The organism is Pseudomonas sp. G34 (genome assembly GCF_031119625.1).
GTDB lineage: Bacteria > Pseudomonadota > Gammaproteobacteria > Pseudomonadales > Pseudomonadaceae > Aquipseudomonas.
This window is the reverse complement of record NZ_JAVHZV010000011.1, coordinates 38,922-60,594: the sequence shown is the minus strand read 5'-3', so window position 1 is coordinate 60,594 and position 21,673 is coordinate 38,922. Positions and strand designations below refer to the sequence as shown.

Here is a 21,673-nt window from a genome sequence, read left to right as displayed (position 1 = left end):
GATGACCGACTTCACCACAATCGAACTGCAAACCGATTCGCGCGGCGTCGCCACCCTGTGGCTGAACCGCGCGGACAAACACAATGCCTTCAACGCCGAGATGATCGCGGAGCTGATCCAGGCGCTACGCCAGATAGCCGCCGATGACAGCCTGCGTTTTCTGATTCTGCGTGGGCGCGGCAAGCACTTCAGCGCTGGCGCCGACCTGGCCTGGATGCAGGCCTCGGCCGCGCTCGACTATGCCACCAACCTGCGCGATGCCCACGAGCTGGGCGAGTTGATGAGCCAGCTCTACCACCTGCCGTGTCCGACCCTCGCCGTGGTGCAGGGGGCGGCGTTCGGTGGGGCGGTGGGGCTCACGGCCTGCTGCGACATCGCCATCGGCGCCTGCGAGGCGTCGTTCAGCCTCTCCGAAGTGCGCATCGGCCTGGCGCCTGCGGTAATCAGCCCCTATCTGGTGCAGGCCATCGGCGAGCGCGCGGCGCGCCGTTATGCGCTGAGTGCCGAGCGCTTCAATGGAGAGCGGGCACGGGAGCTGGGCCTGCTCGCCGAGTGCTATCCGGCGGCCGAGCTGGAGAGCGAAGTGGAGCAGTGGGTCGCCACGTTGCTGCTCAACAGCCCCCAGGCCATGCGTGAGACCAAGGCGCTGTTGCACGGTGTTGGCAGCGGCGTGCTCAGCGACGCCCTGCGCCAGCGCACGGAAAGCGTGATCGCCGGCATCCGCATCAGTGAAGAGGGGCAGGAAGGCCTCAACGCCTTTCTGCACAAACGCACACCCGCCTGGCAGGCCCAGTCATGAAAACCATCACCACACTGCTGATTGCCAACCGTGGCGAAATCGCCTGCCGCATCATGCGTACCGCCAAGGCCCTGGGGCTGACCTCGGTGGCGGTACACAGCGCCATCGACCACAGCGCCCGGCACGTACGCGAGGCGGACATCGCCATCGACCTGGGTGGTGCAAAACCGGCCGACAGCTACCTGCTGATGGACAAGATCATCGAGGCCGCCAGGGCCAGCGGCGCCGAAGCCATTCATCCCGGGTACGGCTTTCTGTCCGAGAACGCCACCTTCGCCCGCAAGCTCGAAGCGGCCGGGCTGGTCTTTCTCGGCCCGCCGGCCAGCGCCATCGACGCCATGGGCAGCAAGTCGGCGGCCAAGGCGCTGATGGAGGAGGCCGGCGTGCCGCTGGTGCCCGGTTATCACGGTGCTGCCCAGGATCTCGACACCTTTCGCAGTGCGGCGCAGCAGATCGGCTACCCGGTGTTGCTCAAGGCCAGCGCCGGTGGCGGCGGCAAGGGCATGAAGATCGTCGAGCGCGAGGCGGATCTGGCCGACGCCCTGGCCTCGGCGCAGCGCGAGGCGCAGTCGGCGTTCGGTGACGGGCGCATGCTGGTTGAGAAATACGTGCTGCAGCCACGCCACGTGGAAATCCAGGTATTCGCCGATCAGCACGGCAACTGCCTGTATCTCAATGAACGCGATTGCTCGATCCAGCGCCGCCACCAGAAGGTGGTCGAAGAGGCGCCGGCGCCCGGCCTGTCTGCCGAGTTGCGCCAGGCCATGGGCGAGGCTGCGGTGCGTGCCGCCCAGGCCATCGGCTATGTCGGTGCGGGCACCGTGGAGTTTCTGCTCGATGCCCGCGGCGAGTTCTTCTTCATGGAGATGAATACCCGCCTGCAGGTCGAGCACCCGGTGACCGAGGCGATCACCGGCCTCGATCTGGTGGCCTGGCAGATCCGCGTGGCCCGTGGCGAGCCGCTGCCAATCCGCCAGGATCAGGTACCGCTCGATGGGCATGCGATAGAAGTGCGTCTGTATGCCGAGGACCCGGAAGGCGGCTTTCTGCCGGCCAGCGGGCATCTCGATCTGTACCGTGAGCCGGCAGGCGGGCCGGGGCGGCGGATCGACAGCGGCGTGGAGCAGGGCGATGAGGTGTCGCCGTTCTACGACCCGATGCTGGCCAAGCTGATCGCCTGGGGCGAGAACCGCGAGGAAGCGCGCCAACGCCTGCTGGCCATGTTGGCCGAAACCATAGTGGGCGGTTTCAAGACCAACCTGGCGTTTCTGCAGCGCATCCTCGCCCATCCGGCGTTCGCCGCTGCGGAGCTGGACACCGGCTTTATCGAGCGGCACCAGGCGCAGTTGCTGCCGCCAGCGCAGGAACTGCCGGATGCCTTCTGGCAGCAGGCTGGCGCGGCCTTGCTGGCTACCGATAGCGCGTACCAGCGCGCCGATGATCCGCATTCGCCCTGGGCGGCACGTAACGCCTGGCGCAGTGTATCGCCAGCCGGCACGCCGATGACCCTGACCTGTGGCGAGGCCACGCAGCGCCTGCGGGTCGAGCCCATGAACACGGTGCCCAGAACCGCAGTGCGCCAGTGCGACACCCTGTATCTGCGCTGGGGCGTGGAGTGGCTGGCCGTGCGCCGTTTCGATCCGCTGGCCGCCGCGGAGGCACGCGCTGCCCACGGGGGCGGGCTTACCGCGCCCATGAACGGCAGCATCGTGCGGGTGCTGGTCGCGCCGGGCCAGCAGGTCGAGGCGGGCGCTGCACTGGTGGTGCTGGAAGCCATGAAGATGGAACACAGCATTCGCGCGCCCCAGCCAGGTGTCATCAAGGCCATCTACTGCGCCGAGGGCGAGCTGATCGGCGAAGGCACCGTGCTGGTCGAGCTGGAGGCGCAGCCATGAGCCTGCCCAGCCACGTTCGCTTGGTGGAAGTCGGCCCCCGTGATGGCCTGCAGAACGAGAAGCAGCCGATAGGCGTGGCCGACAAGGTGCGCCTGGTCGATGACCTGAGCGCGGCCGGGCTCGCCTATATAGAAGTCGGCAGCTTCGTGTCGCCCAAATGGGTGCCGCAGATGGCCGGCAGTGCCGAGGTGTTTGCCGGCATCGACCGGCGCTCCGGCGTCACCTATGCGGCATTGACCCCCAATCTGCAGGGGCTGGAGGCGGCTCTGGCTGCCGGCGTAAGGGAAGTCGCGGTGTTCGCCGCAGCGTCCGAAGCCTTTTCACAGCGCAATATCAATTGCTCGATTGCCGAGAGCCTCAAGCGCTTCGAACCGGTGATGGACGCGGCGCAGCGCCACGGCGTTCGGGTACGCGGCTACGTGTCCTGCGTGCTCGGCTGCCCCTACGACGGCGCTGTCTCGGCCCGGCAGGTGGCGGTGGTCTGCCGCGAGTTGCAGGCCATGGGCTGCCATGAAGTGTCCCTGGGCGACACCATCGGTGTGGGGACCGCCGGCGCGGTACGTCACCTGTTCGAGGTGGTAGGCCGCGAGGTGCCCCGTGAGCGCCTGGCCGGGCATTTCCATGACACTTACGGGCAAGCCCTGGCGAATATCTACGCCAGCCTGCTGGAGGGTATCGCGGTGTTCGACGCCTCGGTGGCCGGCCTGGGCGGCTGCCCCTATGCCAGGGGCGCGACCGGCAATGTGGCCAGCGAGGATGTGGTTTATCTGCTGCAGGGCCTGGGTATCGAGACCGGGGTGAACCTGGCTGGGCTGATCGAGGCGGGGCAGCGTATCAGCCGGGTGCTCGGGCGCGAGTCCGCCTCGCGGGTGGCGCGAGCACGATCAGCGCGTGAGTGAGCCTGGTTTCGCTGGCCACCACTGAACTTCTCTGCTCAGGAAAACTCTTACCGGCTAGTCAGTTACGTCGCTGTGTTGGCACGTGCTGGACGTTTCGGTCGGCTTTTCGCCACCGCTCGCCATTTCTCGCAGAGTACGCGTGATCTGCCTGGGTAATTCCAAGCGCCGCGGCTTGCGTTGATACACTCACACACCCTAAGCTCGCGCCTTCACTCGATAGCCCTAGGGCGCAGCGGACAAGGAATCAGCATGAAACAGCATCGTTTGGCAGCAGCGATCGCCCTGGTGGGCCTGGTGCTCGCCGGTTGTGACTCGCAAACCAGCGACGTAAAACTGGAGACTCCGGCGCAGAAGGCGTCCTACGGTATCGGTCTGAACATGGGCAAGAGCCTGGCTCAGGAAGGTATGGACGACCTCGATCCGAACGCCGTTGCCCAGGGCATCGAAGACGCCATCGGCAAGAAAGAGCAGCGCCTGAAGGACGAAGAGCTGATCGAGGCCTTCGCCTCTCTGCAGAAGCGTGCCGAAGAGCGCATGACCAAGATGAACGAAGAAGCCGAAGCAGCCGGCAAGAAATTCCTCGAAGAGAACGGCAAGCGTGACGGCGTCACCACCACCGCTTCCGGCCTGCAGTACGAAGTGGTCAAGAAAGCCGACGGCCCTCAGCCCAAGGCTGATGACGTGGTTACCGTTCACTACGAAGGCAAGCTGACTGACGGCACCGTATTCGACAGCTCCATCGAGCGTGGCACGCCGATCGACCTGCCGGTTGGCGGCGTGATCCCGGGTTGGGTCGAAGGCCTGCAACTGATGCACGTTGGCGAAAAGGTCAAACTGTACATCCCGGCCGAGCTGGCCTACGGCGCCCAGAGCCCGAGCCCGGCCATTCCGGCCAACTCGGTACTGGTGTTCGACCTCGAGCTGATCGGGATCAAGGACAAGGCTGCTCAAGAGCAGGCTGCTCCTGAAGCCGCGCCAGCCCAGTAAGCACTCGCTGCTTGAAACAACGCCCCGCTTGCCGGGGCGTTGTCGTTTTCGAGCCCTGCCTAATCGCAAATCGAGCTGAATGCAAGACCTTGACAGACTGGTTATGCACACTGCGTCAAAGCTTCTTATTCAGTTGGTCAGTTTTTTTACGAAATCTTTTGATTTTTTTAACTGATTGATTTAGCAGGGTTTTATCGGCTGGATAAAAAATGTCCGATCTGTGGCAAGGCCGCATCCCAGGGGGCTTTGGTAAGCTAATCCCATAACTGTTCACAAGGTTATCCACAGCTATGGTGGATAACCACAGACAGCCCAGCAGCCATGCGGGCTGACGAGGAGTGGTCATGAAAGCACCGTGGAATTTCGCCCGTTACCTGCCCATCGCGCAGCGCTTTCTCAAACGTGGGCGGCTACCGGCCTTGCTGCTGGCGGTAACCCGCAAGAGTGGCGGTGGCGCGCGCAGCCTGTCGTCGTTGAGGGGCGATCTGGGCCTGCTGCAGGAGCTGTGCGTGGCCTGGTGGCGAGGCAGCTACCGGGCGATCAACCCGCAGGCCCTGGTGGCCATCGTCGCCGGGCTGATCTATTTCGTATCGCCGCTCGACGCCATTCCCGATTTCATTCCCGGCCTGGGCCTGATCGATGACCTGGCGGTATTGGCCTGGGTAATGAAGACCTGGGGCGGTGAGCTGGAAGCCTTCCGTACCTGGCGCGACGCCCAGGACCGGGAAACCCGCGAAGCCATCGCCAAACTGCCGGTGGCCGAACGGGTTACCTGAGCAACGTTGCGCAGCTCAGTGGCGGGCGCTGAGCCCGCTCTTATTCGATGGTGCGGTCTATGCGGGCGATTTCCCGTGCAGACAGTGGGCGCCAGTCTTGCTCGGTAATGCCATGGTCGTCGAGCAGGTCTTGCTTGGCTTCCTCGAGCGACAGCCACAGGTGATCGCCTTCCGCCAGGCCGCTGGCGTAGTCGATGTAGCGGATTTCCAGGTACACCACGTCGTCGTCCTCGCAGAGCAGCGCGAACAGCACGATGGCCGTGACCTCCGGGCGCTGCGCACAGCGTTTGCGGCATTCGGCGAACAGGTAGTGCAGGCGGTCGCTCATCGGCGGTCTCATCGCAAGAAGGCTTGTCGTATCGCGGATCAGGCCCAGCAGCTGGCCGGGCCGCACCGTTTTCAGCTGCGTTCGAGCAGCAGCGCCACGCCCTGACCACCACCGATGCACAGGGTCGCCAGGCCTTTCTTGGCGTCACGCTTGAGCATTTCGTGCAGCAGGGTGACCAATACCCGGCAGCCCGAGGCGCCAATCGGGTGGCCGAGGGCGATGGCGCCGCCGTTGACGTTGACGCGGCTGGCGTCCCAGCCCAGCTCCTTGCCGACCGACAGCGCCTGGGCGGCGAAGGCTTCGTTGGCTTCGATCAGGTCCAACTGGTCGAGCGTCCAGCCGGCCTTCTCCAGGCTGCGGCGGGTGGCCGACACCGGGCCGATGCCCATGATCGCCGGGTCGACGCCGGCATTGGCATAGGCCTTGATGCGCGCCAGCACCGGCAGCCCCAGCGCTGCTGCTTTGCTCGCGCTCATCAGCAGCACCGCGGCGGCGCCGTCGTTGAGGCTCGAGGCGTTGCCGGCGGTGACGCTGCCATCCTTCTTGAAGGCGGGCTTGAGTTTGCCCAGGGTTTCGGCCGTGGTGCCGGCGCGCGGCTGTTCGTCGGTGGCGAAGGCGAGGGGCTCACCCTTGCGCTGGGGAATCAGGATCGGAGTGATTTCATCGGCGAAGCGCCCGGCCTCGATGGCGGCGATGGCCTTCTGCTGGGAGGCGGCGGCAAAGGCATCCTGGTCTTCGCGGCTGATCGCGTATTTCTCCACCAGGTTCTCGGCGGTGATGCCCATGTGGTAGTCGTTGAAGGCATCCCACAGGCCGTCGCTGATCATCGTATCGACCAGTTGCCCGTGGCCCATGCGCAGCCCGGTGCGCGCCTTGGGCAGCACGTAGGGCGCCAGGCTCATGTTCTCCATGCCGCCGGCGATGATCACCTCGGCATCGCCACAGCGGATCGCCTGGGCACCCAGGTGCAGGGCCTTGAGGCCCGAGCCGCAGACCTTGTTGAGGGTCAGCGCCGGCACGGCATGGGGCAGGCCGGCCTTGATCGCGGCCTGGCGGGCGCTGTTCTGCCCGACGCCGGCGGTCAGCACATGACCAAGGATCACTTCGTCGACCTGCGCGCCGTCCAGGCCGGTCTGCTCGAGCAGGCGGCGGATCACCGCAGCGCCCAGGTCGGTGGCCGGCACGTCCGCCAGCGCCCCTTGGAAGCTGCCGATGGCGGTACGGGTGGCGGCGACGATGACGACTTCTTGCATGGCATTCTCCTGGCCGTGGGCACGGGTATTGTTATTCGCGGATTACGATCCTGACGCCGGGGCCAGCGCCATGCAAGCCCGGTTGCGCGCGTTGGCGGCGTGCCGCCTGCGGCGCTGCATGCTAGGGTCGTGCAACGCCTGGCCGCCGCAAGGCGCGTGGCGCATCACTCCCGAGAGCGGCGAACGTGCTGTTAGACTAGGCGGCTTTGACCGCCATCCAGGATCGTCAATGGATCGTCCCGTTTTTCGTCGCAGCTTTCTTCACCCGCGGTTCTGGCCACTCTGGGCCGGGCTTGGCCTGCTGTGGCTGACCGTGCAGCTGCCCTATGGCGCACTGCTGCGCCTGGGCCGTGGCCTGGGCTGGCTGATGTATCACCTGGCCGGCGCGCGTCGGCGTATCGCCACGCGCAACCTGGAATTGTGCTTCCCGCAAATGCCGGCGGAAAAGCGCAAGCGCCTGCTCAAGGAAAATTTCGCCTCCACCGGCATCGCCTTCTTCGAGATGGCCATGAGCTGGTGGTGGCCGCGCCACAAGCTCGCCCGCCTGGCCCATATCGAGGGTATCGAGCACCTGCAGCAGGCCCAGGCGCAAGGCCAGGGCGTGATCCTCATGGCCGTGCACTTCACCACCCTGGAAATCGGCGCCGCCTTGCTCGGCCAGGTGCACACCATCGACGGCATGTACCGCGAACACCGCAACCCGGTGTTCGATTTCGTGCAGCGCCGCGGCCGTGAACGCCACAACCTGGATGCCACTGCCATCGAGCGTGAGGACGTGCGGGCGATGATCAAGGTGCTGCGCGCCGGCCGGGCGATCTGGTACGCACCGGACCAGGACTACGGCCGCAAGCAGAGCCTGTTCGCGCCGCTGTTCGGCATCCAGGCGGCGACCGTTACCGCCACCACCAAGTTCGCCCGCCTGGGGCGTGCCATCGTGCTGCCGTTCACCCAGATGCGCCTGCCCAATGGTGCGGGGTATCGGCTGACCATCCATCCGCCGCTGACGGATTTTCCCGGCGAGAACGAAGAGGCCGACTGCCTGCGGGTCAACCAGTGGGTCGAGCAGGCCATTGTCACGTGCCCCGAGCAGTACCTGTGGGCACACCGGCGCTTCAAGACTCGCCCACCAGGCGAGCCTAAACTCTACTGACCACCCGCAGCGGAATCGACGAATGAAGCAGGACGCTACCGGCCACCCGGCCACTACCGGGCTCATCCTTTCAGGCGGTGGCGCTCGGGCCGCGTACCAGGTCGGTGTGCTCTCGGCGATCGCCGAGCTGCTGCCCGAGGAGTCGTCGCACAATCCCTTTCCGGTCATCGTCGGCACCTCGGCGGGGGCCATCAACGCCGTGGGCCTGGCCTGCGGCGCGCTGCACTTTCGCGAGGCGGTCAAGCGCCTGGGCAGCGTGTGGCGCAGCTTCCATACCGATCAGGTGTACCGCAGCGACTGGCCTGGTGTGCTGCGCCAGGCCAGCCGTTTCATCGGCCACAGCATGCTCGGCCTGGGCAAGCAGGTACCGGTAGCGCTGCTCGACAGCTCGCCGCTGGCCAGGCTGCTCGAGCGCGAGCTGGATTTTTCCGGCATCGCCGCCGCGGTTCGCCACCGCCAGTTGCGCGCCGTGGCGGTGACCGCGTTCGGCTACGAGTCGGCCCAGGCGGTGACCTTCTATCAGGGCCGGGCCACCATCGACCCCTGGTTCCGGCATCGCCGGGTCGGCGTGCCGACGCGCCTGGCGCTGCCGCACCTGTTGGCCAGCACGGCGATTCCGCTGATCTTCGAACCGGTAAAGATCAACCGCGAGTACTTTGGCGACGGCGCGGTACGGCAGATGGCGCCGATCAGCCCGGCACTGCACCTGGGCGCGACCAAGGTGCTGGTGGTGGGCGTCAGCGGCAACCCGGTCGGCAACCAGGCCGGCGGCGCGCCCGTGCCGGTGCCCGGTGGGGTGCAGCCGAGCCTGGCGCAGATTGCCGGGCACATGCTCAACAGCACCTTTATCGACAACGTGGAAAGCGATATCGAGTTGCTCGAACGCCTCAATCAGCTCGGCCGCCTGGTGCCGGCCGAGCAGCGCAGCCGCACCTACGGGCTCACCCCGGTGGAAGTGTTGGTGATCTCGCCGAGCCAGCCACTGGACGTGATCGCCGCCCGCCATCGCCGGGAGATGCCGGCGGCGCTGCGTCTGTTCCTGCGCGGCCCGGGCGCGACCCGCGACGGGGGTGGCGGGGTGCTCAGCTACCTGCTGTTCGAGCCGGGTTATTGCAGCGAGCTGATCGAGCTGGGCTACCAGGACGCGATTGCCAAGAAGGCGCAGATCCAGGCGTTTCTCGGGCTCGTGCCTGCCTGAGCCGTCGATCCTGGGTATCGCTGCGCTCCACCCAGGCTACCTCTCTGAATGCACGGGCTTTCAGCCGAAGCGCTGCAGCTGCATTTCCTGCAGGCGGCTCAGGGTGCGGCGGAACGCAAAGCCCAGATAGCCCTCGGTGTACAGCGCGTCCAGCGCGACCGAGGCCTCCAGATATAGCGGCACGCGGCGGTCGTAGCACTCGTCCACCAGGGCAATGAAGCGCCTTACGGCATTGTCGTGAACAGACAGCGCCGGCAGCTGGCGGTCACCGGCAACCACCCGCTCGGCGGCGTCCTCGGTGCCGCGGGCGATCCTGGCAGGTTGCTGTTGGGCGCTGAGGGCGGGCACATCACCCAGCAAAATGGCCTTGAAGCGATCACACAACAGGATGAAATCCTGAGCGTAGAGAGGCTGCCCGCACAGCTGCTCGAAGCTGCAATACAGGACGGCCCGGCTGTGGCACTGCACAGCGATCAGCCGGTGGTTGATGGCCAGCGGTTCATGGCTGGCAGGCTCGCCCTCGCTCAGCGAGGCGAACACCGCGGGCAGAGCGCTTTGCTGGCCTGCCTGGCGAACCCAGTAGCGTTGCCGCACCTGGCCGGGGTGCTGGCGGTGATCCTGCTGGCCATCCACCGGCACCACCTGCATGTGCTGCAGCAGGGCGTCGATGGCGGGCAGGAAACGCTCGCGATTATGGCCGCCGGCGTACAGTTGTTCCGGCGGCTGGTTGGAGGTGGCGACCAGCACCACGCCTTCGGCGAACAGCGAGCGGAACAGGCGCCCCAGCAGCATGGCGTCGCCGATATCACTGACGAACAATTCGTCGAAGCACAGCACACGGATTTCTTTGCCCAGCTCCCGGGCCAATACCTGCAACGGCTCGGCGGTGCCGGTCAGCTCGAACAGGCGGCGATGCACCCAGCCCATGAAGTGGTGGAAATGCTGGCGCCGGGCGGGTACCTGCAGCGCGTCATAAAAGCTGTCCATCAGCCAGGTTTTGCCACGCCCGACCGGGCCCCAGAGGTACACCCCCTTCGCCAAGCCGCCACCATGCAGGGCCTCGTAGCAGCCCTGCAACTGCTCGGCCGCCCGCTGTTGAGCGGCGTCGCTGACGAAGCCCTGCTGTTCGACGGCGAGGCGATAGGCCTGCAGCGGCGGGTGTGCGTTGCGGCTCATGCGTCTGGCGCCTGGAAGATGGCTTCGATAGGGCGTTCGAACAGACGGGCAATCTTGAAGGCCAGGGGCAGGCTGGGATCATAGCGCCCGGTTTCGATGGCATTCACCGTCTGCCGCGACACGCCCAGGCGTTCACCCAGTTCGGCCTGGGACCAGCCCTGCCCATTGCGCAATTCACGCACCAGGTTGATCACCGGTAGCGCCTCCAGCCGAGCCACGCGCCGAAGCCCCAGAGGGCGGCGAGCAGCGGCCACACGAAAAACATCGACAGACGCGGAAAACCAGCGGTCTCCAGGAAGCCATAGCTGAAGGTGATCAGTGCCGTGCCGACGAACGCCAAGGCCAGGGCTTCCAGATGGATCGCCCGGGCCAGTTCGTCGAGCTGGCGGATCTGGCGGATTACCGTGACGGCCACGACGACCATCGGCACCACGGGGATCAGCGCACACAGCGTGCGCAACGCGCTTGGCGGCATCAGCGTCTGGGCCAGGCTGCTGATCGCCACGGCAACGACGTAAGCTGTTATTGCCAGGCTGAAATGCACCACGAAGCGTTTGGAGTCAGTCATTGGGCTTACTCGAAATGGAAAGTTAGCTTTACATTATGGCGGGGCGATTGCTTGGTCAAGCAAACTTTACATGGCGGGTCGCGGCAATCTCCGCGCCACGCGCAAACCCGCCCAGGGCGCCGGTCGGCATCGGCTGGCCAGCGTTGCCGATATGCACCGCCCACGGGTAGGCTGCGTGCCCCGTTACCGAGGAGTCAGCTGATGCTCATTCGCCCACGCCAACTCACCGATGATGCCGAGCTGCTGGCCATCTGGCACCGCGCGGTAGTGGCTACCCACGGCTTTCTGAGTGCGGCTGACATCCAGCGGCTGCATCGCCAGGTGGGCGAGCTGTACCTGCCTGCGGTGGCGGTGCATGTGTGCGTGGCCGAAAGCCAGCGGATACTTGGCTTCATCGGCCTCACCGGTAGCCATGTGGAAATGCTTTTCGTCGACCCCGATTGCCATGGCCAGGGTGTGGGTTCGCGCCTGCTGGATGACGCCCGCGAACGCTGCGGGCCACTGACCGTGGACGTCAACGAACAGAACCCGGCTGCTCACGGCTTCTATCGCCGCTACGGCTTCCAGGACACCGGGCGCAGCGAAAGCGATGGCGAAGGGCGGCCGTTTCCGCTGATTCACATGGCGTATCGGGGCGGCACGGCCTGAGCATCGACAGGCAGCCGGGTGTCGTGAACCCGGATCGATATAACTGTTATAAGCAAATTCTTACTCGGTATATGTCCTTTCGCTCCAGATGGTTATCCTGCGCCGCTGGCAAATGAGCCGACAACGGCAATTGGGGCAGGTATGGATTTTGGCGGTTTGGGCTTCGTCGTCGCGGGGCTGGTGGTTGGCTTTATCGTCGGCATGACGGGCGTGGGCGGCGGTTCGCTGATGACGCCCATCCTGCTGTGGTTCGGCATCAGCCCTGCGGCGGCGGTGGGCACCGACCTGTTGTACGCGGCGATCACCAAGGCTGGTGGAGTGTTCGTTCACCAGCGCAACCGCAATATTGACTGGTCGGTGACCGCCTGGCTGGCCGCCGGCAGCGTGCCGGCCGCCTTGCTGACGCTGCTGGCGCTGACCCTGATCCCGGGCGATCAGCACGCCACCAATCAATTGATCAGGCATGCGCTGGGCATCGTGCTGCTGCTCACTGCCACGGCGATCCTGTTCAAGAAGCAGCTGTTCGCCTTCGCCAGCCGGCATGCCGGGGACGGTTTCCACTTCAGCCCCGGGCGCCTCAATGGGCTGACCGTGGTGGTCGGCCTGGTGCTGGGTTTCATGGTCACCCTGACCTCCATCGGCGCCGGTGCCCTGGGTACCGTGGCGCTGTTCCTGCTTTACCCGCTGATGCCCACACGCCGCCTGGTGGGTACCGAGATCGCCCATGCCGTGCCGCTGACCCTGGTGGCCGGCCTTGGCCATGCCGGCCTCGGCAACCTGGACTGGGGGGTGTTGGGCTACCTGCTGCTGGGCTCGCTGCCGGGCATCTTCTTTGGCAGCCACCTGTCGGGACGCGTGTCCGACAACCTGTTGCGCCCGTTCCTGGCGATCATGCTGATGGTGATCGGCTACAAACTGGCGTTCTGAGCCGCCTGATCAGGGCATGAGTGGCATTCCTGCAAGCGTGGAGCGCGGATGCCGGGGTGGCTGCCTGGCGGAAAGGCCGAACGAATGACGGCGGGCGTCTGTCCCCAACAGACACACCCACGATCAGGAGGCAGCATGCGCATCCAGCTCCCAACCCTCGGTTTCGGTGGCGCGCCGCTCGGCAACATGTTCCAGGCGGTGCCCGAAGAGCAGGCCCAGGCGACCCTGGAAGCCGCCTGGCAGGCCGGCATTCGTTACTACGACACCTCTCCCCATTATGGCGCCGGGTTATCGGAACAGCGCTTCGGAAAATTCCTTGGCGGCAAGCCGCGCGACGAATTCGTGCTGAGCAGCAAGGTCGGCCGGCTGTTGCAGCCAGCCGACCAGCCCGAGAACGCCAAGCCCTTCACCCATGAGCTGGCCAACCGGCGGGTGATCGATTACTCGGCCGACGGTGCCCGTCGCTCCATCGAGAGCAGCCTGGAGCGCCTCGGCGTGGACCGACTGGACCTGGTGTTCATCCACGACGTTTCCGCAGACCAGCATGGCCCCAAGTGGCGCGACTACTTCGCCGAGGCCATGCAGGGCGCGGCAGTGGCGCTCACGCGCATGCGCGAGGAGGGCATGATCGGTGGCTGGGGGCTGGGCGTGAACCTGGTCGAACCCTGCCGCCTGGCGCTGGAGCAGGCCGACCCGGACGTGTTCCTGCTGGCCGGCCGCTACACCTTGCTCGATCACCACGAAGCCCTGGAAACCCTGTTTCCCGAATGCGCCCGGCGTGACGTTGGCATCGTGGTCGGCGGGCCGTTCAACTCGGGGGTGCTGGCCGGCGGTGAGCACTTCGAATACGACCGCATTCCCGAAGCGGTGCGCCGCAAGACCGAGCGGCTGCGCGCGCTGGGCGAGCAATTCGGAGTCGATATCCGCGCGGCAGCGCTGCAGTTCTGCCTGGCCCATCCGGTGGTGCGCGCGGTCATTCCCGGCAGCGCCACACCGGCTCGCCCGGCGCAGTACGTCGCTCAGCTGCAGGCGCGCATTCCAGCAGCCTTCTGGCAGGCGCTGCGCGAGCAGGGCATGCTGCCCGAGAATGCGCCGCTGCCGTGCTGATTCAGCCCTGCTGCTCGGCCAGCGCCTGCTGGTAGACCGCCAGGTCGCTGGCCGAGAAGCAGCAGAACAGCACCCTGTCGATGCCCGGATGCTGAGCCAGTGCCTCACGTACGGTAGCCACGGCCAGGCGCGCAGCCGCCTCGATGGGGTAGCCGTAGATGCCGCTGCTGATGCTCGGGAAGGCGATGGAACGGGCGCCGCCTTGCTCGGCCACGCGCAATGAGTTGCGGTAGCAGGCGCTGAGCAGGGCGGCTTCGCCCTGATCGCCGCCACGCCAGACCGGCCCCACGGTATGAATGATGGACGCGGCTGGCAATCGGTAGCCCCGCGTCCGCTTGGCCTCGCCAGTCTTGCAGCCCCCGAGCAGCCGGCACTCGTGCAGCAGCTCGGGGCCTGCGGCGCGGTGAATGGCGCCGTCCACGCCGCCGCCGCCGAGCAGCGAGGAATTGGCGGCATTGACGATGGCATCGACCTGCAGCGTGGTGATATCGGCCTGGATGGCTTGCATATCAGCGGTCATTGGTAGCGCTCCCGGTGTGGCGCATGGGCACTCCGTTTGCCGTGGAATCTCTGGGGTGATTGGCGAATAATGCCGGCATTGGCCTTGCGCCGTCCATGACAGGAACCCGCCTTCCCATGAGCGCTACCTCTTCACCTCTGGTGCTATCCATCCAGTCCCACGTCGCCCTTGGCCACGTCGGCAACGACGCCGCGGTGTTCCCGCTGCAGCGCCTGGGCTTCGAAGTGCTGCCGGTGCACACGGTGCAGTTCTCCAACCACACCGGCTATGGGCAGTTCCGCGGCCAGGTGTTCGATGCCGAGCATATCCGTGAAGTGCTTGCCGGTTTGCGTGATCGCGGCGTGCTGTCGAAGGTTTCGGCGGTGCTCTCCGGCTATCTCGGCGATGCCGCGATCGGCGCGGTGATCCTCGAGGCGGTGGACGAGATCCGCCGTGACAACCCGGGCGTGCGCTACCTCTGCGATCCGGTGATGGGCGATGTCGGCCGCGGCGTGTTCGTCAATGCGGCGATCCCGGATTTCCTGCGTAACCTGGCGATTCCCTGCGCCAACATCATCACCCCCAACCAGTTCGAGTTCGAGCTGCTCACTGGCAGCAAACTCGACAGCGTCGACGAGGCCGTGCGGGCGGCGCGCCAACTGCGTGGTCGCGGCCCCGACGTGGTGGTGGTCACCAGCCTGGCCACCCCGGACATCCCGGCGGACCAGCTGTGCACCCTGGCGGTCAATGGCGAGGGCGCCTGGTTGGTCAACACGCCGCGTCTGACGCTGCATCCGCTGCCCAACGGCATGGGCGATGTATTCTCGGCCACCTTGCTGGCGCGCCTGCTATCGGGCCACGCTTTGCCGCAAGCGCTGGAGCTGGCCACTGCAACGCTTTACGCCCTGGTAGGGGCCACTGCCGAAGGCTCCCGTGACCTGCCGCTGGTCAGGGCTCAGGAGCAGATCGTCGAGCCAGCGCAGCGCTATGCGGCCAGCGAAGTGGTGAGCCCATGAACGGATATACCTGGTGTGCAGCGGCGCTGCTGCTGAGCAGCGTGCAGAGCATGGCCTGCGAGGTGGATACGGCGGCGGCGGTTCGCGACCAGACCTATGGCAATTTGGTGATCCCGGTGCGGGTCAAACCGGGCGAGCGCTGCGTGATCCTCGATCAACTCAGCGAGGAGGGGCGCAAGACGCGCATGGAGCTGTGGGTGCCAGTGGAAAAAATGGGTAACAGCACGCCCAGGCTGGGCCGCTGGAAGCGTGAGTACAAGGTCGCCGGGGATATCGCCAAGGTCGACCGCTTCGTCTACCTGGCGGGCGACAAGGCAGGGGAGGACTCGGTGGTGTTTTCCTCTTTGCATGGTGGCAAAGAGCGGCGCGCCGTCGAATACCGCATCAATATCCAATGACCCACCGCGTTGCCCGTCAGCACTTGTGCGGGCTTTCGCTCTTCAGCTCTTCGCCGCTGTTGAGGTCGCGGATGATCACCGTGGCGTCCGGATGGGCCGAGCACATGGCATTGCGCACGGTGTAGATGCCGCTGCCTTCGGCGACCATGGTCATGTTCTGGGCCAGCGGCTGGCCTTTGGCATCCTGCAGCGACAGCTGGTAGGTGCCGGACAAGGTCATGCAGCCGGTGAGCAGGGCGCTGGTGATCAATACGGCGGTGAGGCGTTTCATGCGTTCTTCCTTGAGCAGCACAAGGTTCACCGGGCTGTCTGGTGAACCTTGCTTGAGGATTTACTGGGAGATCGCCAGCTTCGAGTCGCGTACACCCTTCATCCCTTCGGCTTCGTCGACCATCTCGAGACCTGCGCCGCCGACGAAAACACCCATCTTGATGTACTGGCGAACGAAGTAGTTCTTGCCGCCCTCGGCCTGGAAGGTCAGGGCGTTGTCGCTGAACTCCGACTCGGTGGAGAGCACGTGTTTTCCAGGCGTTATTTCCTTGTAGAAATAAACCTTGTTGGCGGTCTCGCCAATCACCTTGCCGTCTAGCGAAACGCTCTTCTTCAACGCCTTGCCCGCAAAGCTGTTGCGGTAAATGTACAGGCCTGCCTTGTCGGCAGCCGGTGCACTGAACTGCTTCATGGAGGCGTCCTGTTCAGCCGGTGCCATCGGAACCGAAGAGCAACCGGTCAGAACCAGGGAGGCGAGTAGGGCAGAGCCGAGCATCAGTTTTTTCAACACGATCATCATCCTTGTCTGTCTTACGAGGGGTTATCGAGCCAGAGGCTCATGCGAAGCGCGGCAGGCTATTTCAGCTGCCGACGCGGTGCTCGGTAAAGCGGTAGTCCGCCTGGCAATCGGCGGTCGGGTCGGCGTTGAGGTTGACGTACTCGACGGTGTTCGCATCGACGAAGCGATAGTCGTAGACCTCGGTGGTTTTCACGCCGTCGGTGGTCAGGTGGTTCTTGCCGTGGTGGGCCGTCCAGGTGCCTTGTTCGGTCTGGATCAGGCGCGTTCTCTGCGCGTCGGCAAAGAAGCTGATCTTGAAGCGGCCGTCGGCCCCGAAGCTGGAATTCCAAGCGAAGAACTGGCACGGACCATTCTTGTCGCGCATGCCTTGCCATTCGCCGAGCAGGCGCTGGTCCAGGGGTTGGGAGGGGAGGTTGGAGCAACCGGCGAGCAGGCCGGCGAGGCTGGCGCCGATTAACAGCGTTTTAAGCATGCTGATAGTCCTTGATCGAGACACATCCATGGAGGGCGATGCTGCGCCCTGACTTTGCAACCACAGTGGCGGCATAAGTTGACGGCCATGGTAGCGAAAAGTTCGCCATGCAAACCAGTGTGCAGGTCACGTCTGGTTTTTCAGTGGCGCAGGGCCAGGGCCTCATTGGCGATGCGCGAAGATTTGACAATCCTCTGTCCATTTCATAATTTTATGCCCACGCAAACGTTTGCGTATCGATAACAACGACAATAATCATGGAGTTCGCCCATGTCCGGTTTCCGTCCTGCCCGGCTCTGCGCCGCCATTGCCCTTGGTGCCGCTGCCCTTGTCAGTTTCTCCAGTGCCCATGCCGCCGAAGGTGATACGCCCCGCGTTGCGCTGGTCATGAAGTCCCTCGCCAACGAGTTCTTCCGCACCATGGAAGATGGCGCCAAGGCCTACCAGAAAGAAAACCCTGCGCAGTTCGAATTGATCGCCAACGGCATCAAGGACGAGACCGATACCTCCGCGCAGATCCGTATCGTCGAGCAGATGATCGTTGCCAAGGTCGATGCCCTGGTGATCGCCCCGGCTGACTCCAAGGCCCTGGTGCCGGTGATCAAGAAGGCCAGCGATGCCGGCATCAAGATCGTCAATATCGACAACCGTCTCGACCCTGAAGTGGTGAAAAGCAAAGGCCTGGACGTGCCCTTCGTAGGCCCGGACAACCGCAAGGGCGCGCGCCTGGTCGGCGAGTACCTGGCGCAGAACAAGCTCAAGGCGGGCGACGAAGTCGGCATCATCGAAGGCGTTTCCACCACCACCAACGCCCAGCAGCGCACCGCGGGCTTCAAGGACGCCATGGAAGCGGCCGGCATGAAGATCGTCGGCGTGCAGTCCGGCAACTGGGAAATCGACCGTGGCAACGCGGTGGCCTCGGCCATGCTCAACGAGTACCCCGATCTGAAAGCGCTGCTGGCCGGCAACGACAGCATGGCACTTGGCGCGGTATCTGCCGTGCGTGCCGCTGGCAAGAAGGACCAGGTGCAGGTGGTCGGTTACGACAACATCAACGCCATCAAGCCGATGCTCAAGGACGGTCGCGTGCTCGCCACCGCCGACCAGTTCGCCGCGCGTCAGGCGGTGTTCGGCATCGAGGCGGCGCTCAAGCTGGTCAAGGGTGAGCCCACCGGCGCGAAAGACGGCGTGATCGAAACTCCGGTCGAACTCGTGACCAAGCCGTGACCCATGCGGTAGTGGCCGGCGAGACCGTTCTCGCCGCCCGCAATATCGGCAAGACCTACGTCCAGCCCGTGCTGGGCGGGGTCGAGCTGGAGCTGCGCGCCGGTGAAGCGCTGGCGCTGACCGGCGAGAACGGCGCCGGCAAAAGTACCCTTTCGAAGATTTTCTGTGGGCTGGAGCAGCCGACTACCGGCTCCCTGAGCTTTCTCGGCCAGCCCTACGCGCCGGCCAGTCGCCGCGAGGCCGAGCGCCTTGGCGTGCGCATGGTGTTGCAAGAGCTCAACCTGCTGCCGACCCTGACCGTGGCCGAGAACCTGTTTCTCGACAACCTGCCCAGCCGTGGCGGCTGGATTGCCCGTGGCCGCCTGCGCGAGATGGCGCGTGAGGCCATGGCACGGGTCGGCCTGGAGGCTATCGACCCGGACACCCCGGTCGCCGCGCTGGGCGTCGGCCATCAGCAGATGGTCGAGATCGCCCGCAACCTGATCGGCGATTGCCGCGTGCTGGTGCTCGACGAACCCACGGCGATGCTCACCGCCCGTGAGGTCGACCTGCTGTTCGAGCAGATCCAGCGCCTGCGCGACGCCGGTGTGGCCATCGTCTATATCTCCCACCGTCTCGAAGAACTGGCCAAGGTGGCGCAGCGCGTCGCCGTGCTGCGTGACGGCCAACTGGTCGCCGTGGAGCCCATCGATCGTTACAGCAGCGACGAGCTGGTCACCCTGATGGTTGGCCGCGATGTCGGCGACGCCATCGACCTGGGCGAACGGCAGATTGGTGCGCCGCTGTTGCAGATCAGCAATCTCAGCCGGCGCGGCAAGGTGGACGACGTGTCGTTCAGTGTGCGGGCCGGGGAGATCTACGGCATTTCCGGGCTGATCGGCGCTGGCCGTACCGAATTGCTGCGGCTGATCTATGGCGCCGACCGCGCTGACAGCGGCCAGGTGGCCATCGGCAATCCGCCTGTGCCGGTGCGCGTGCGCTCACCGGCTGAAGCGGTAGGCCATGGCATCGCGCTGATCACCGAAGACCGCAAGGGCGAAGGCCTGCTGCTCGGCCAGCCGATTGCCGCCAACCTGGCACTGGGCAATATGCCGGCGGTCTCCCGGCACGGCGTGATGCGCCCGGCGGCGGAGCAGGCACTGGCGCAGCGGCAGATCGATGCCATGCGCATTCGCTGCAACGGGCCCCATCAGGCCGTGGCTGAACTGTCCGGTGGCAACCAGCAGAAGGTGGTCATCGGCCGCTGGCTGGAGCGCGACTGCCAGGTGCTGCTGTTCGACGAGCCGACCCGCGGCATCGACGTCGGCGCCAAGTTCGAAATCTACGGCCTGCTCGGTGAGCTGGCCCGCCAGGGCAAGGCGCTCGTGGTGGTGTCCAGTGACCTGCGCGAGCTGATGCTGATCTGCGACCGTATCGGCGTGCTGTCCGCTGGCCGCCTTATCGAAACATTCGACCGCGACGACTGGAGCCAGGACCGTCTGCTGGCTGCCGCTTTTGCCGGCTACCGCAGCCGCGAAGCCCTGATCGGCGATGTCGCACCCCCGTTACAGGAGCTTTGCCAATGACCACTCCGTCCGCCACGCCCGCCAAGCGCAGTGGCACGCACCAGGGCCTGGGCACCTACCTCGGCCTGGCTGGCGCGTTGCTGGCGATGATCGTGCTGTTCTCATCGCTGAGCAGCCATTTCCTGTCCTACTCGACCTTCACCACCCTGGCCAACCAGATTCCCGACCTGATGGTGCTGGCGGTGGGCATGACGCTGATCCTGATCATCGGCGGCATCGACCTGTCCGTCGGTTCGGTGCTGGCCCTGGCCGCTGCCGTGGTCAGCGTGGCGACCCTCGGCTTTGGCTGGGGCATCGTGCCGGCAGCATTGCTGGGCATGGCCTGTGCAGCACTGGCCGGCAGCGTCACCGGGATCATCACCGTGGCCTGGGGCATTCCCTCGTTCATCGTCTCCCTCGGCGTGCTGGAGATGGCCCGCGGCCTGGCCTACCAGCTCACCGACTCGCGCACCGCGTACATCGGCGACGCCTACGCCTGGCTGTCGACGCCGTTCGCCGCCGGCATCTCGCCGTCGTTCGTGATCGCCTTGCTGGTGATCGCTGCCGCGCACCTGCTGTTGACCCGCAGCGTGTTCGGCCGCTACCTGGTGGCCATCGGCACCAACGAAGAAGCGGTACGCCTGGCCGGCATCAACCCGAAACCTTACAAGATCTCGGTGTTCGCCCTGATGGGCCTGCTCGCCGGCCTGGCCGCGCTGTTCCAGATCTCCCGCCTGGAAGCCGCCGACCCGAATGCCGGCTCCGGCCTGGAGCTGCAGGTGATCGCGGCCGTAGTCATCGGTGGCACCAGCCTGATGGGCGGCCGTGGCTCGGTGATCAGCACCTTCTTTGGCGTGCTGATCATTTCCGTGCTGGCCGCAGGCCTCGCGCAGATCGGCGCGACCGAACCGACCAAGCGGATCATCACCGGTGCGGTGATCGTCATTGCGGTGATCCTCGACACCTACCGCAGCTATCGCGCCAAGCGCCGGGGCTGATTCGTCGTGGCCACCATCAAGGACGTCGCCGCGCGGGCCGGTATTTCCTACACCACGGTGTCCCATGTGGTGAACGGCACCCGGCCGGTCAGCGACCCGGTGCGCAGCAAGGTCGAGGCGGCCATCGCCGAGCTGGGTTACGTGCCCAGCGGCGTGGCCCGCTCGCTCAGGGTCCGGGCCACCGGCACCATCGGCCTGCTGGTACCGAACGCCAGCAACCCGTACTTCGCCGAGCTGGCCCGCGGCATCGAGGACCACGCCGAGCGCAACGGCTACAGCGTGATCCTGTGCAATTCCGACGACGACATCGACAAGCAGCTGCGCTACCTGCGCGTGTTGCTGGAGCGGCGCATCGACGGGCTGATCGTCGCCACCGTGGCCAGCGACGCGGCCTTCGCCCAGGCACTGGCGGGTTTGAAAGTACCGCTGATGCTGGTCGACCGTTCCCTCGATGGCGTAACGGCCGATCGCGTGCAGGTGGATCATGAGCGCGGCGCCTACCTGGCGACGCGGCATCTTCTCGAGCTCGGCCATCGGCGTATCGCCTGTATCGGTGGGCCGGCCAGTACCCAGGTGGTGCAGCTGCGTGCGGCGGGTTACCGCAGAGCCCTGGCCGAAGCCAAGGTCGAGGCGCTGCCGGTAGTCGATTGCGCTTTTACCAGCCCCGCCGGGCACGCCGCTGCCCAGGTGCTGCTGGCGGGTGATGATGCGCCCACGGCGATTTTCGCCGGCAACGACATGATCGCCCTGGGCGTGCTGCGCGCCGCTGCCGAGCGCAACGTGAACGTGCCGCAGCAGCTCTCGGTGGTGGGTTTCGACGACATCGAAGTCAGCCGCTACCTGCACCCGGCATTGACCACGGTCGGCCAATCCATCGGCCAGCTCGGAGAGACCGCTGCCGCCCGGTTACTGGCACGTATCCGCACGCCCGGCCTGGCCGCCGAGCAGCAACTGATCGAACCCACCCTGGTGTTGCGCGAGTCCAGCGCAGCGCCACTGACTTGAATAGTTCGAAGCG

General features: G+C 65.5%; 25 protein-coding genes. 16 read left to right on the top strand and 9 right to left on the bottom strand.

The features are described 5' to 3' along the window. Position 1 precedes the first annotated feature (1 nt). The 5 genes from QYS36_RS09955 to QYS36_RS09935 all read left to right on the top strand — a co-directional run bounded on the left by QYS36_RS09955 (position 2) and on the right by QYS36_RS09935 (position 5,356). Positions 2-799 carry a gamma-carboxygeranoyl-CoA hydratase gene (locus tag QYS36_RS09955; protein ID WP_308839331.1) on the top strand — a complete coding sequence of 266 codons (798 nt, stop codon included), beginning with the start codon at positions 2-4 and terminating at the stop codon, positions 797-799. Then, positions 796-2,694, top strand: a complete 1,899-nt coding sequence (locus tag QYS36_RS09950; protein WP_308839330.1) for an acetyl/propionyl/methylcrotonyl-CoA carboxylase subunit alpha — start codon at positions 796-798, stop codon at positions 2,692-2,694. Before QYS36_RS09955 ends, QYS36_RS09950 begins: the two co-directional genes overlap by 4 nt. Further along, complete coding sequence (locus QYS36_RS09945) at positions 2,691-3,593, top strand: hydroxymethylglutaryl-CoA lyase (protein WP_308839329.1); 903 nt, start codon at positions 2,691-2,693, stop codon at positions 3,591-3,593. Before QYS36_RS09950 ends, QYS36_RS09945 begins: the two co-directional genes overlap by 4 nt. A gap of 249 nt (positions 3,594-3,842) precedes the next feature. After that, positions 3,843-4,580 (top strand): FKBP-type peptidyl-prolyl cis-trans isomerase, encoded by a 738-nt coding sequence (locus tag QYS36_RS09940; RefSeq protein WP_308839328.1) that lies wholly within the window; start codon positions 3,843-3,845, stop codon positions 4,578-4,580. Between the two features lie 344 nt (positions 4,581-4,924). Then, positions 4,925-5,356: a YkvA family protein gene (locus QYS36_RS09935; protein WP_308839327.1), complete on the top strand. Its 432-nt coding sequence runs from the start codon at positions 4,925-4,927 to the stop codon at positions 5,354-5,356. A gap of 40 nt (positions 5,357-5,396) precedes the next feature. Here the strand turns inward: QYS36_RS09935 and QYS36_RS09930 are convergent, their stop codons facing one another. Together QYS36_RS09930 and QYS36_RS09925 are read right to left on the bottom strand one after the other, a co-directional pair. Further along, positions 5,397-5,684, bottom strand: coding sequence for a hypothetical protein (locus QYS36_RS09930; RefSeq protein WP_308839326.1), 288 nt, complete (start codon positions 5,682-5,684; stop codon positions 5,397-5,399). A 71-nt stretch (positions 5,685-5,755) separates the two neighbouring features. After that, positions 5,756-6,937, bottom strand: coding sequence for an acetyl-CoA C-acetyltransferase (locus QYS36_RS09925; protein ID WP_308839325.1), 1,182 nt, complete (start codon positions 6,935-6,937; stop codon positions 5,756-5,758). A 229-nt stretch (positions 6,938-7,166) separates the two neighbouring features. Between QYS36_RS09925 and QYS36_RS09920 the strand changes: the two genes are divergently transcribed. Together QYS36_RS09920 and QYS36_RS09915 are read left to right on the top strand one after the other, a co-directional pair. After that, positions 7,167-8,087 carry a lipid A biosynthesis lauroyl acyltransferase gene (locus QYS36_RS09920; protein WP_308839324.1) on the top strand — a complete coding sequence of 307 codons (921 nt, stop codon included), beginning with the start codon at positions 7,167-7,169 and terminating at the stop codon, positions 8,085-8,087. Positions 8,088-8,109: 22 nt separating this feature from the next. Beyond that, positions 8,110-9,285, top strand: a complete 1,176-nt coding sequence (locus QYS36_RS09915; protein WP_308839323.1) for a patatin-like phospholipase family protein — start codon at positions 8,110-8,112, stop codon at positions 9,283-9,285. Positions 9,286-9,345: 60 nt separating this feature from the next. Here the strand turns inward: QYS36_RS09915 and zapE are convergent, their stop codons facing one another. The 3 genes from zapE to QYS36_RS09900 are packed head-to-tail and all read right to left on the bottom strand — an operon-like array spanning position 9,346 to position 11,029. Beyond that, a complete protein-coding gene (gene zapE, locus QYS36_RS09910) occupies positions 9,346-10,461 on the bottom strand; it encodes a cell division protein ZapE (RefSeq protein WP_308839322.1) in 1,116 nt (371 codons plus the stop codon). Beyond that, positions 10,458-10,655, bottom strand: a complete 198-nt coding sequence (locus tag QYS36_RS09905; protein ID WP_308839321.1) for a helix-turn-helix transcriptional regulator — start codon at positions 10,653-10,655, stop codon at positions 10,458-10,460. Before QYS36_RS09905 ends, zapE begins: the two co-directional genes overlap by 4 nt. Next, a complete protein-coding gene (locus tag QYS36_RS09900) occupies positions 10,652-11,029 on the bottom strand; it encodes a hypothetical protein (RefSeq protein WP_308839320.1) in 378 nt (125 codons plus the stop codon). The genes QYS36_RS09905 and QYS36_RS09900 overlap by 4 nt, the downstream gene beginning before the upstream one ends. Positions 11,030-11,230: 201 nt before the next feature. On the opposite strand from QYS36_RS09900, the gene QYS36_RS09895 reads away from it, so the two are divergent. The 3 genes from QYS36_RS09895 to QYS36_RS09885 all read left to right on the top strand — a co-directional run bounded on the left by QYS36_RS09895 (position 11,231) and on the right by QYS36_RS09885 (position 13,711). Continuing rightward, positions 11,231-11,677: an acetyltransferase gene (locus QYS36_RS09895; protein ID WP_308839319.1), complete on the top strand. Its 447-nt coding sequence runs from the start codon at positions 11,231-11,233 to the stop codon at positions 11,675-11,677. Between the two features lie 141 nt (positions 11,678-11,818). After that, positions 11,819-12,604, top strand: a complete 786-nt coding sequence (locus tag QYS36_RS09890; RefSeq protein WP_308839318.1) for a sulfite exporter TauE/SafE family protein — start codon at positions 11,819-11,821, stop codon at positions 12,602-12,604. A gap of 135 nt (positions 12,605-12,739) precedes the next feature. Beyond that, positions 12,740-13,711, top strand: a complete 972-nt coding sequence (locus tag QYS36_RS09885; RefSeq protein ID WP_308839317.1) for an aldo/keto reductase — start codon at positions 12,740-12,742, stop codon at positions 13,709-13,711. A gap of 1 nt (position 13,712) precedes the next feature. On the opposite strand, the gene QYS36_RS09880 is transcribed toward QYS36_RS09885, so the two are convergent. After that, a complete protein-coding gene (locus QYS36_RS09880; RefSeq protein WP_374990439.1) occupies positions 13,713-14,219 on the bottom strand; it encodes an O-acetyl-ADP-ribose deacetylase in 507 nt (168 codons plus the stop codon). Between the two features lie 128 nt (positions 14,220-14,347). On the opposite strand from QYS36_RS09880, the gene pdxY reads away from it, so the two are divergent. Together pdxY and QYS36_RS09870 are read left to right on the top strand one after the other, a co-directional pair. After that, positions 14,348-15,226 carry a pyridoxal kinase PdxY gene (gene pdxY / locus QYS36_RS09875; RefSeq protein ID WP_308839315.1) on the top strand — a complete coding sequence of 293 codons (879 nt, stop codon included), beginning with the start codon at positions 14,348-14,350 and terminating at the stop codon, positions 15,224-15,226. Further along, positions 15,223-15,624, top strand: a complete 402-nt coding sequence (locus tag QYS36_RS09870) for a hypothetical protein (RefSeq protein WP_308839314.1) — start codon at positions 15,223-15,225, stop codon at positions 15,622-15,624. Before pdxY ends, QYS36_RS09870 begins: the two co-directional genes overlap by 4 nt. 16 nt (positions 15,625-15,640) lie before the next feature. Here QYS36_RS09870 and QYS36_RS09865 read toward each other — a convergent pair whose 3' ends face one another. The 3 genes from QYS36_RS09865 to QYS36_RS09855 all read right to left on the bottom strand — a co-directional run bounded on the left by QYS36_RS09865 (position 15,641) and on the right by QYS36_RS09855 (position 16,886). After that, the gene (locus QYS36_RS09865; RefSeq protein WP_308839313.1) at positions 15,641-15,895 is read right to left on the bottom strand and encodes a hypothetical protein; all 255 of its coding nucleotides are present in this window, start codon (positions 15,893-15,895) and stop codon (positions 15,641-15,643) included. 60 nt (positions 15,896-15,955) lie between these two features. Then, a complete protein-coding gene (locus tag QYS36_RS09860; protein ID WP_308839312.1) occupies positions 15,956-16,306 on the bottom strand; it encodes a DUF2846 domain-containing protein in 351 nt (116 codons plus the stop codon). A gap of 169 nt (positions 16,307-16,475) precedes the next feature. Continuing rightward, positions 16,476-16,886, bottom strand: a complete 411-nt coding sequence (locus tag QYS36_RS09855) for a hypothetical protein (RefSeq protein WP_308839311.1) — start codon at positions 16,884-16,886, stop codon at positions 16,476-16,478. 270 nt (positions 16,887-17,156) lie between these two features. On the opposite strand from QYS36_RS09855, the gene QYS36_RS09850 reads away from it, so the two are divergent. The 4 genes from QYS36_RS09850 to QYS36_RS09835 are packed head-to-tail and all read left to right on the top strand — an operon-like array spanning position 17,157 to position 21,660. Then, the gene (locus QYS36_RS09850; protein WP_308839310.1) at positions 17,157-18,113 is read left to right on the top strand and encodes a sugar ABC transporter substrate-binding protein; all 957 of its coding nucleotides are present in this window, start codon (positions 17,157-17,159) and stop codon (positions 18,111-18,113) included. Positions 18,114-18,124: 11 nt separating this feature from the next. Continuing rightward, positions 18,125-19,678: a sugar ABC transporter ATP-binding protein gene (locus QYS36_RS09845; protein ID WP_308839341.1), complete on the top strand. Its 1,554-nt coding sequence runs from the start codon at positions 18,125-18,127 to the stop codon at positions 19,676-19,678. Continuing rightward, a complete protein-coding gene (locus QYS36_RS09840) occupies positions 19,675-20,655 on the top strand; it encodes an ABC transporter permease (protein WP_308839309.1) in 981 nt (326 codons plus the stop codon). Before QYS36_RS09845 ends, QYS36_RS09840 begins: the two co-directional genes overlap by 4 nt. Positions 20,656-20,661: 6 nt before the next feature. After that, positions 20,662-21,660 (top strand): LacI family DNA-binding transcriptional regulator, encoded by a 999-nt coding sequence (locus QYS36_RS09835; protein ID WP_308839308.1) that lies wholly within the window; start codon positions 20,662-20,664, stop codon positions 21,658-21,660. Positions 21,661-21,673 lie beyond the last annotated feature (13 nt).

Coding starts and splice junctions, on each gene's coding strand:
- QYS36_RS09930 (WP_308839326.1), bottom strand. CDS start 5,684: ATGAGCGACCGCCTGCACTACCTGTTCGCCGAATGCCGCAAACGCTGT.
- QYS36_RS09860 (WP_308839312.1), bottom strand. CDS start 16,306: ATGAAGCAGTTCAGTGCACCGGCTGCCGACAAGGCAGGCCTGTACATT.
- QYS36_RS09855 (WP_308839311.1), bottom strand. CDS start 16,886: ATGCTTAAAACGCTGTTAATCGGCGCCAGCCTCGCCGGCCTGCTCGCC.
- QYS36_RS09870 (WP_308839314.1), top strand. CDS start 15,223: ATGAACGGATATACCTGGTGTGCAGCGGCGCTGCTGCTGAGCAGCGTG.
- zapE (WP_308839322.1), bottom strand. CDS start 10,461: ATGAGCCGCAACGCACACCCGCCGCTGCAGGCCTATCGCCTCGCCGTC.
- QYS36_RS09865 (WP_308839313.1), bottom strand. CDS start 15,895: ATGAAACGCCTCACCGCCGTATTGATCACCAGCGCCCTGCTCACCGGC.
- QYS36_RS09925 (WP_308839325.1), bottom strand. CDS start 6,937: ATGCAAGAAGTCGTCATCGTCGCCGCCACCCGTACCGCCATCGGCAGC.
- QYS36_RS09950 (WP_308839330.1), top strand. CDS start 796: ATGAAAACCATCACCACACTGCTGATTGCCAACCGTGGCGAAATCGCC.
- QYS36_RS09935 (WP_308839327.1), top strand. CDS start 4,925: ATGAAAGCACCGTGGAATTTCGCCCGTTACCTGCCCATCGCGCAGCGC.
- QYS36_RS09890 (WP_308839318.1), top strand. CDS start 11,819: ATGGATTTTGGCGGTTTGGGCTTCGTCGTCGCGGGGCTGGTGGTTGGC.
- QYS36_RS09840 (WP_308839309.1), top strand. CDS start 19,675: ATGACCACTCCGTCCGCCACGCCCGCCAAGCGCAGTGGCACGCACCAG.
- pdxY (WP_308839315.1), top strand. CDS start 14,348: ATGAGCGCTACCTCTTCACCTCTGGTGCTATCCATCCAGTCCCACGTC.
- QYS36_RS09945 (WP_308839329.1), top strand. CDS start 2,691: ATGAGCCTGCCCAGCCACGTTCGCTTGGTGGAAGTCGGCCCCCGTGAT.
- QYS36_RS09955 (WP_308839331.1), top strand. CDS start 2: ATGACCGACTTCACCACAATCGAACTGCAAACCGATTCGCGCGGCGTC.
- QYS36_RS09885 (WP_308839317.1), top strand. CDS start 12,740: ATGCGCATCCAGCTCCCAACCCTCGGTTTCGGTGGCGCGCCGCTCGGC.
- QYS36_RS09850 (WP_308839310.1), top strand. CDS start 17,157: ATGTCCGGTTTCCGTCCTGCCCGGCTCTGCGCCGCCATTGCCCTTGGT.
- QYS36_RS09900 (WP_308839320.1), bottom strand. CDS start 11,029: ATGACTGACTCCAAACGCTTCGTGGTGCATTTCAGCCTGGCAATAACA.
- QYS36_RS09880 (WP_374990439.1), bottom strand. CDS start 14,219: ATGCAAGCCATCCAGGCCGATATCACCACGCTGCAGGTCGATGCCATC.
- QYS36_RS09940 (WP_308839328.1), top strand. CDS start 3,843: ATGAAACAGCATCGTTTGGCAGCAGCGATCGCCCTGGTGGGCCTGGTG.
- QYS36_RS09915 (WP_308839323.1), top strand. CDS start 8,110: ATGAAGCAGGACGCTACCGGCCACCCGGCCACTACCGGGCTCATCCTT.
- QYS36_RS09920 (WP_308839324.1), top strand. CDS start 7,167: ATGGATCGTCCCGTTTTTCGTCGCAGCTTTCTTCACCCGCGGTTCTGG.
- QYS36_RS09895 (WP_308839319.1), top strand. CDS start 11,231: ATGCTCATTCGCCCACGCCAACTCACCGATGATGCCGAGCTGCTGGCC.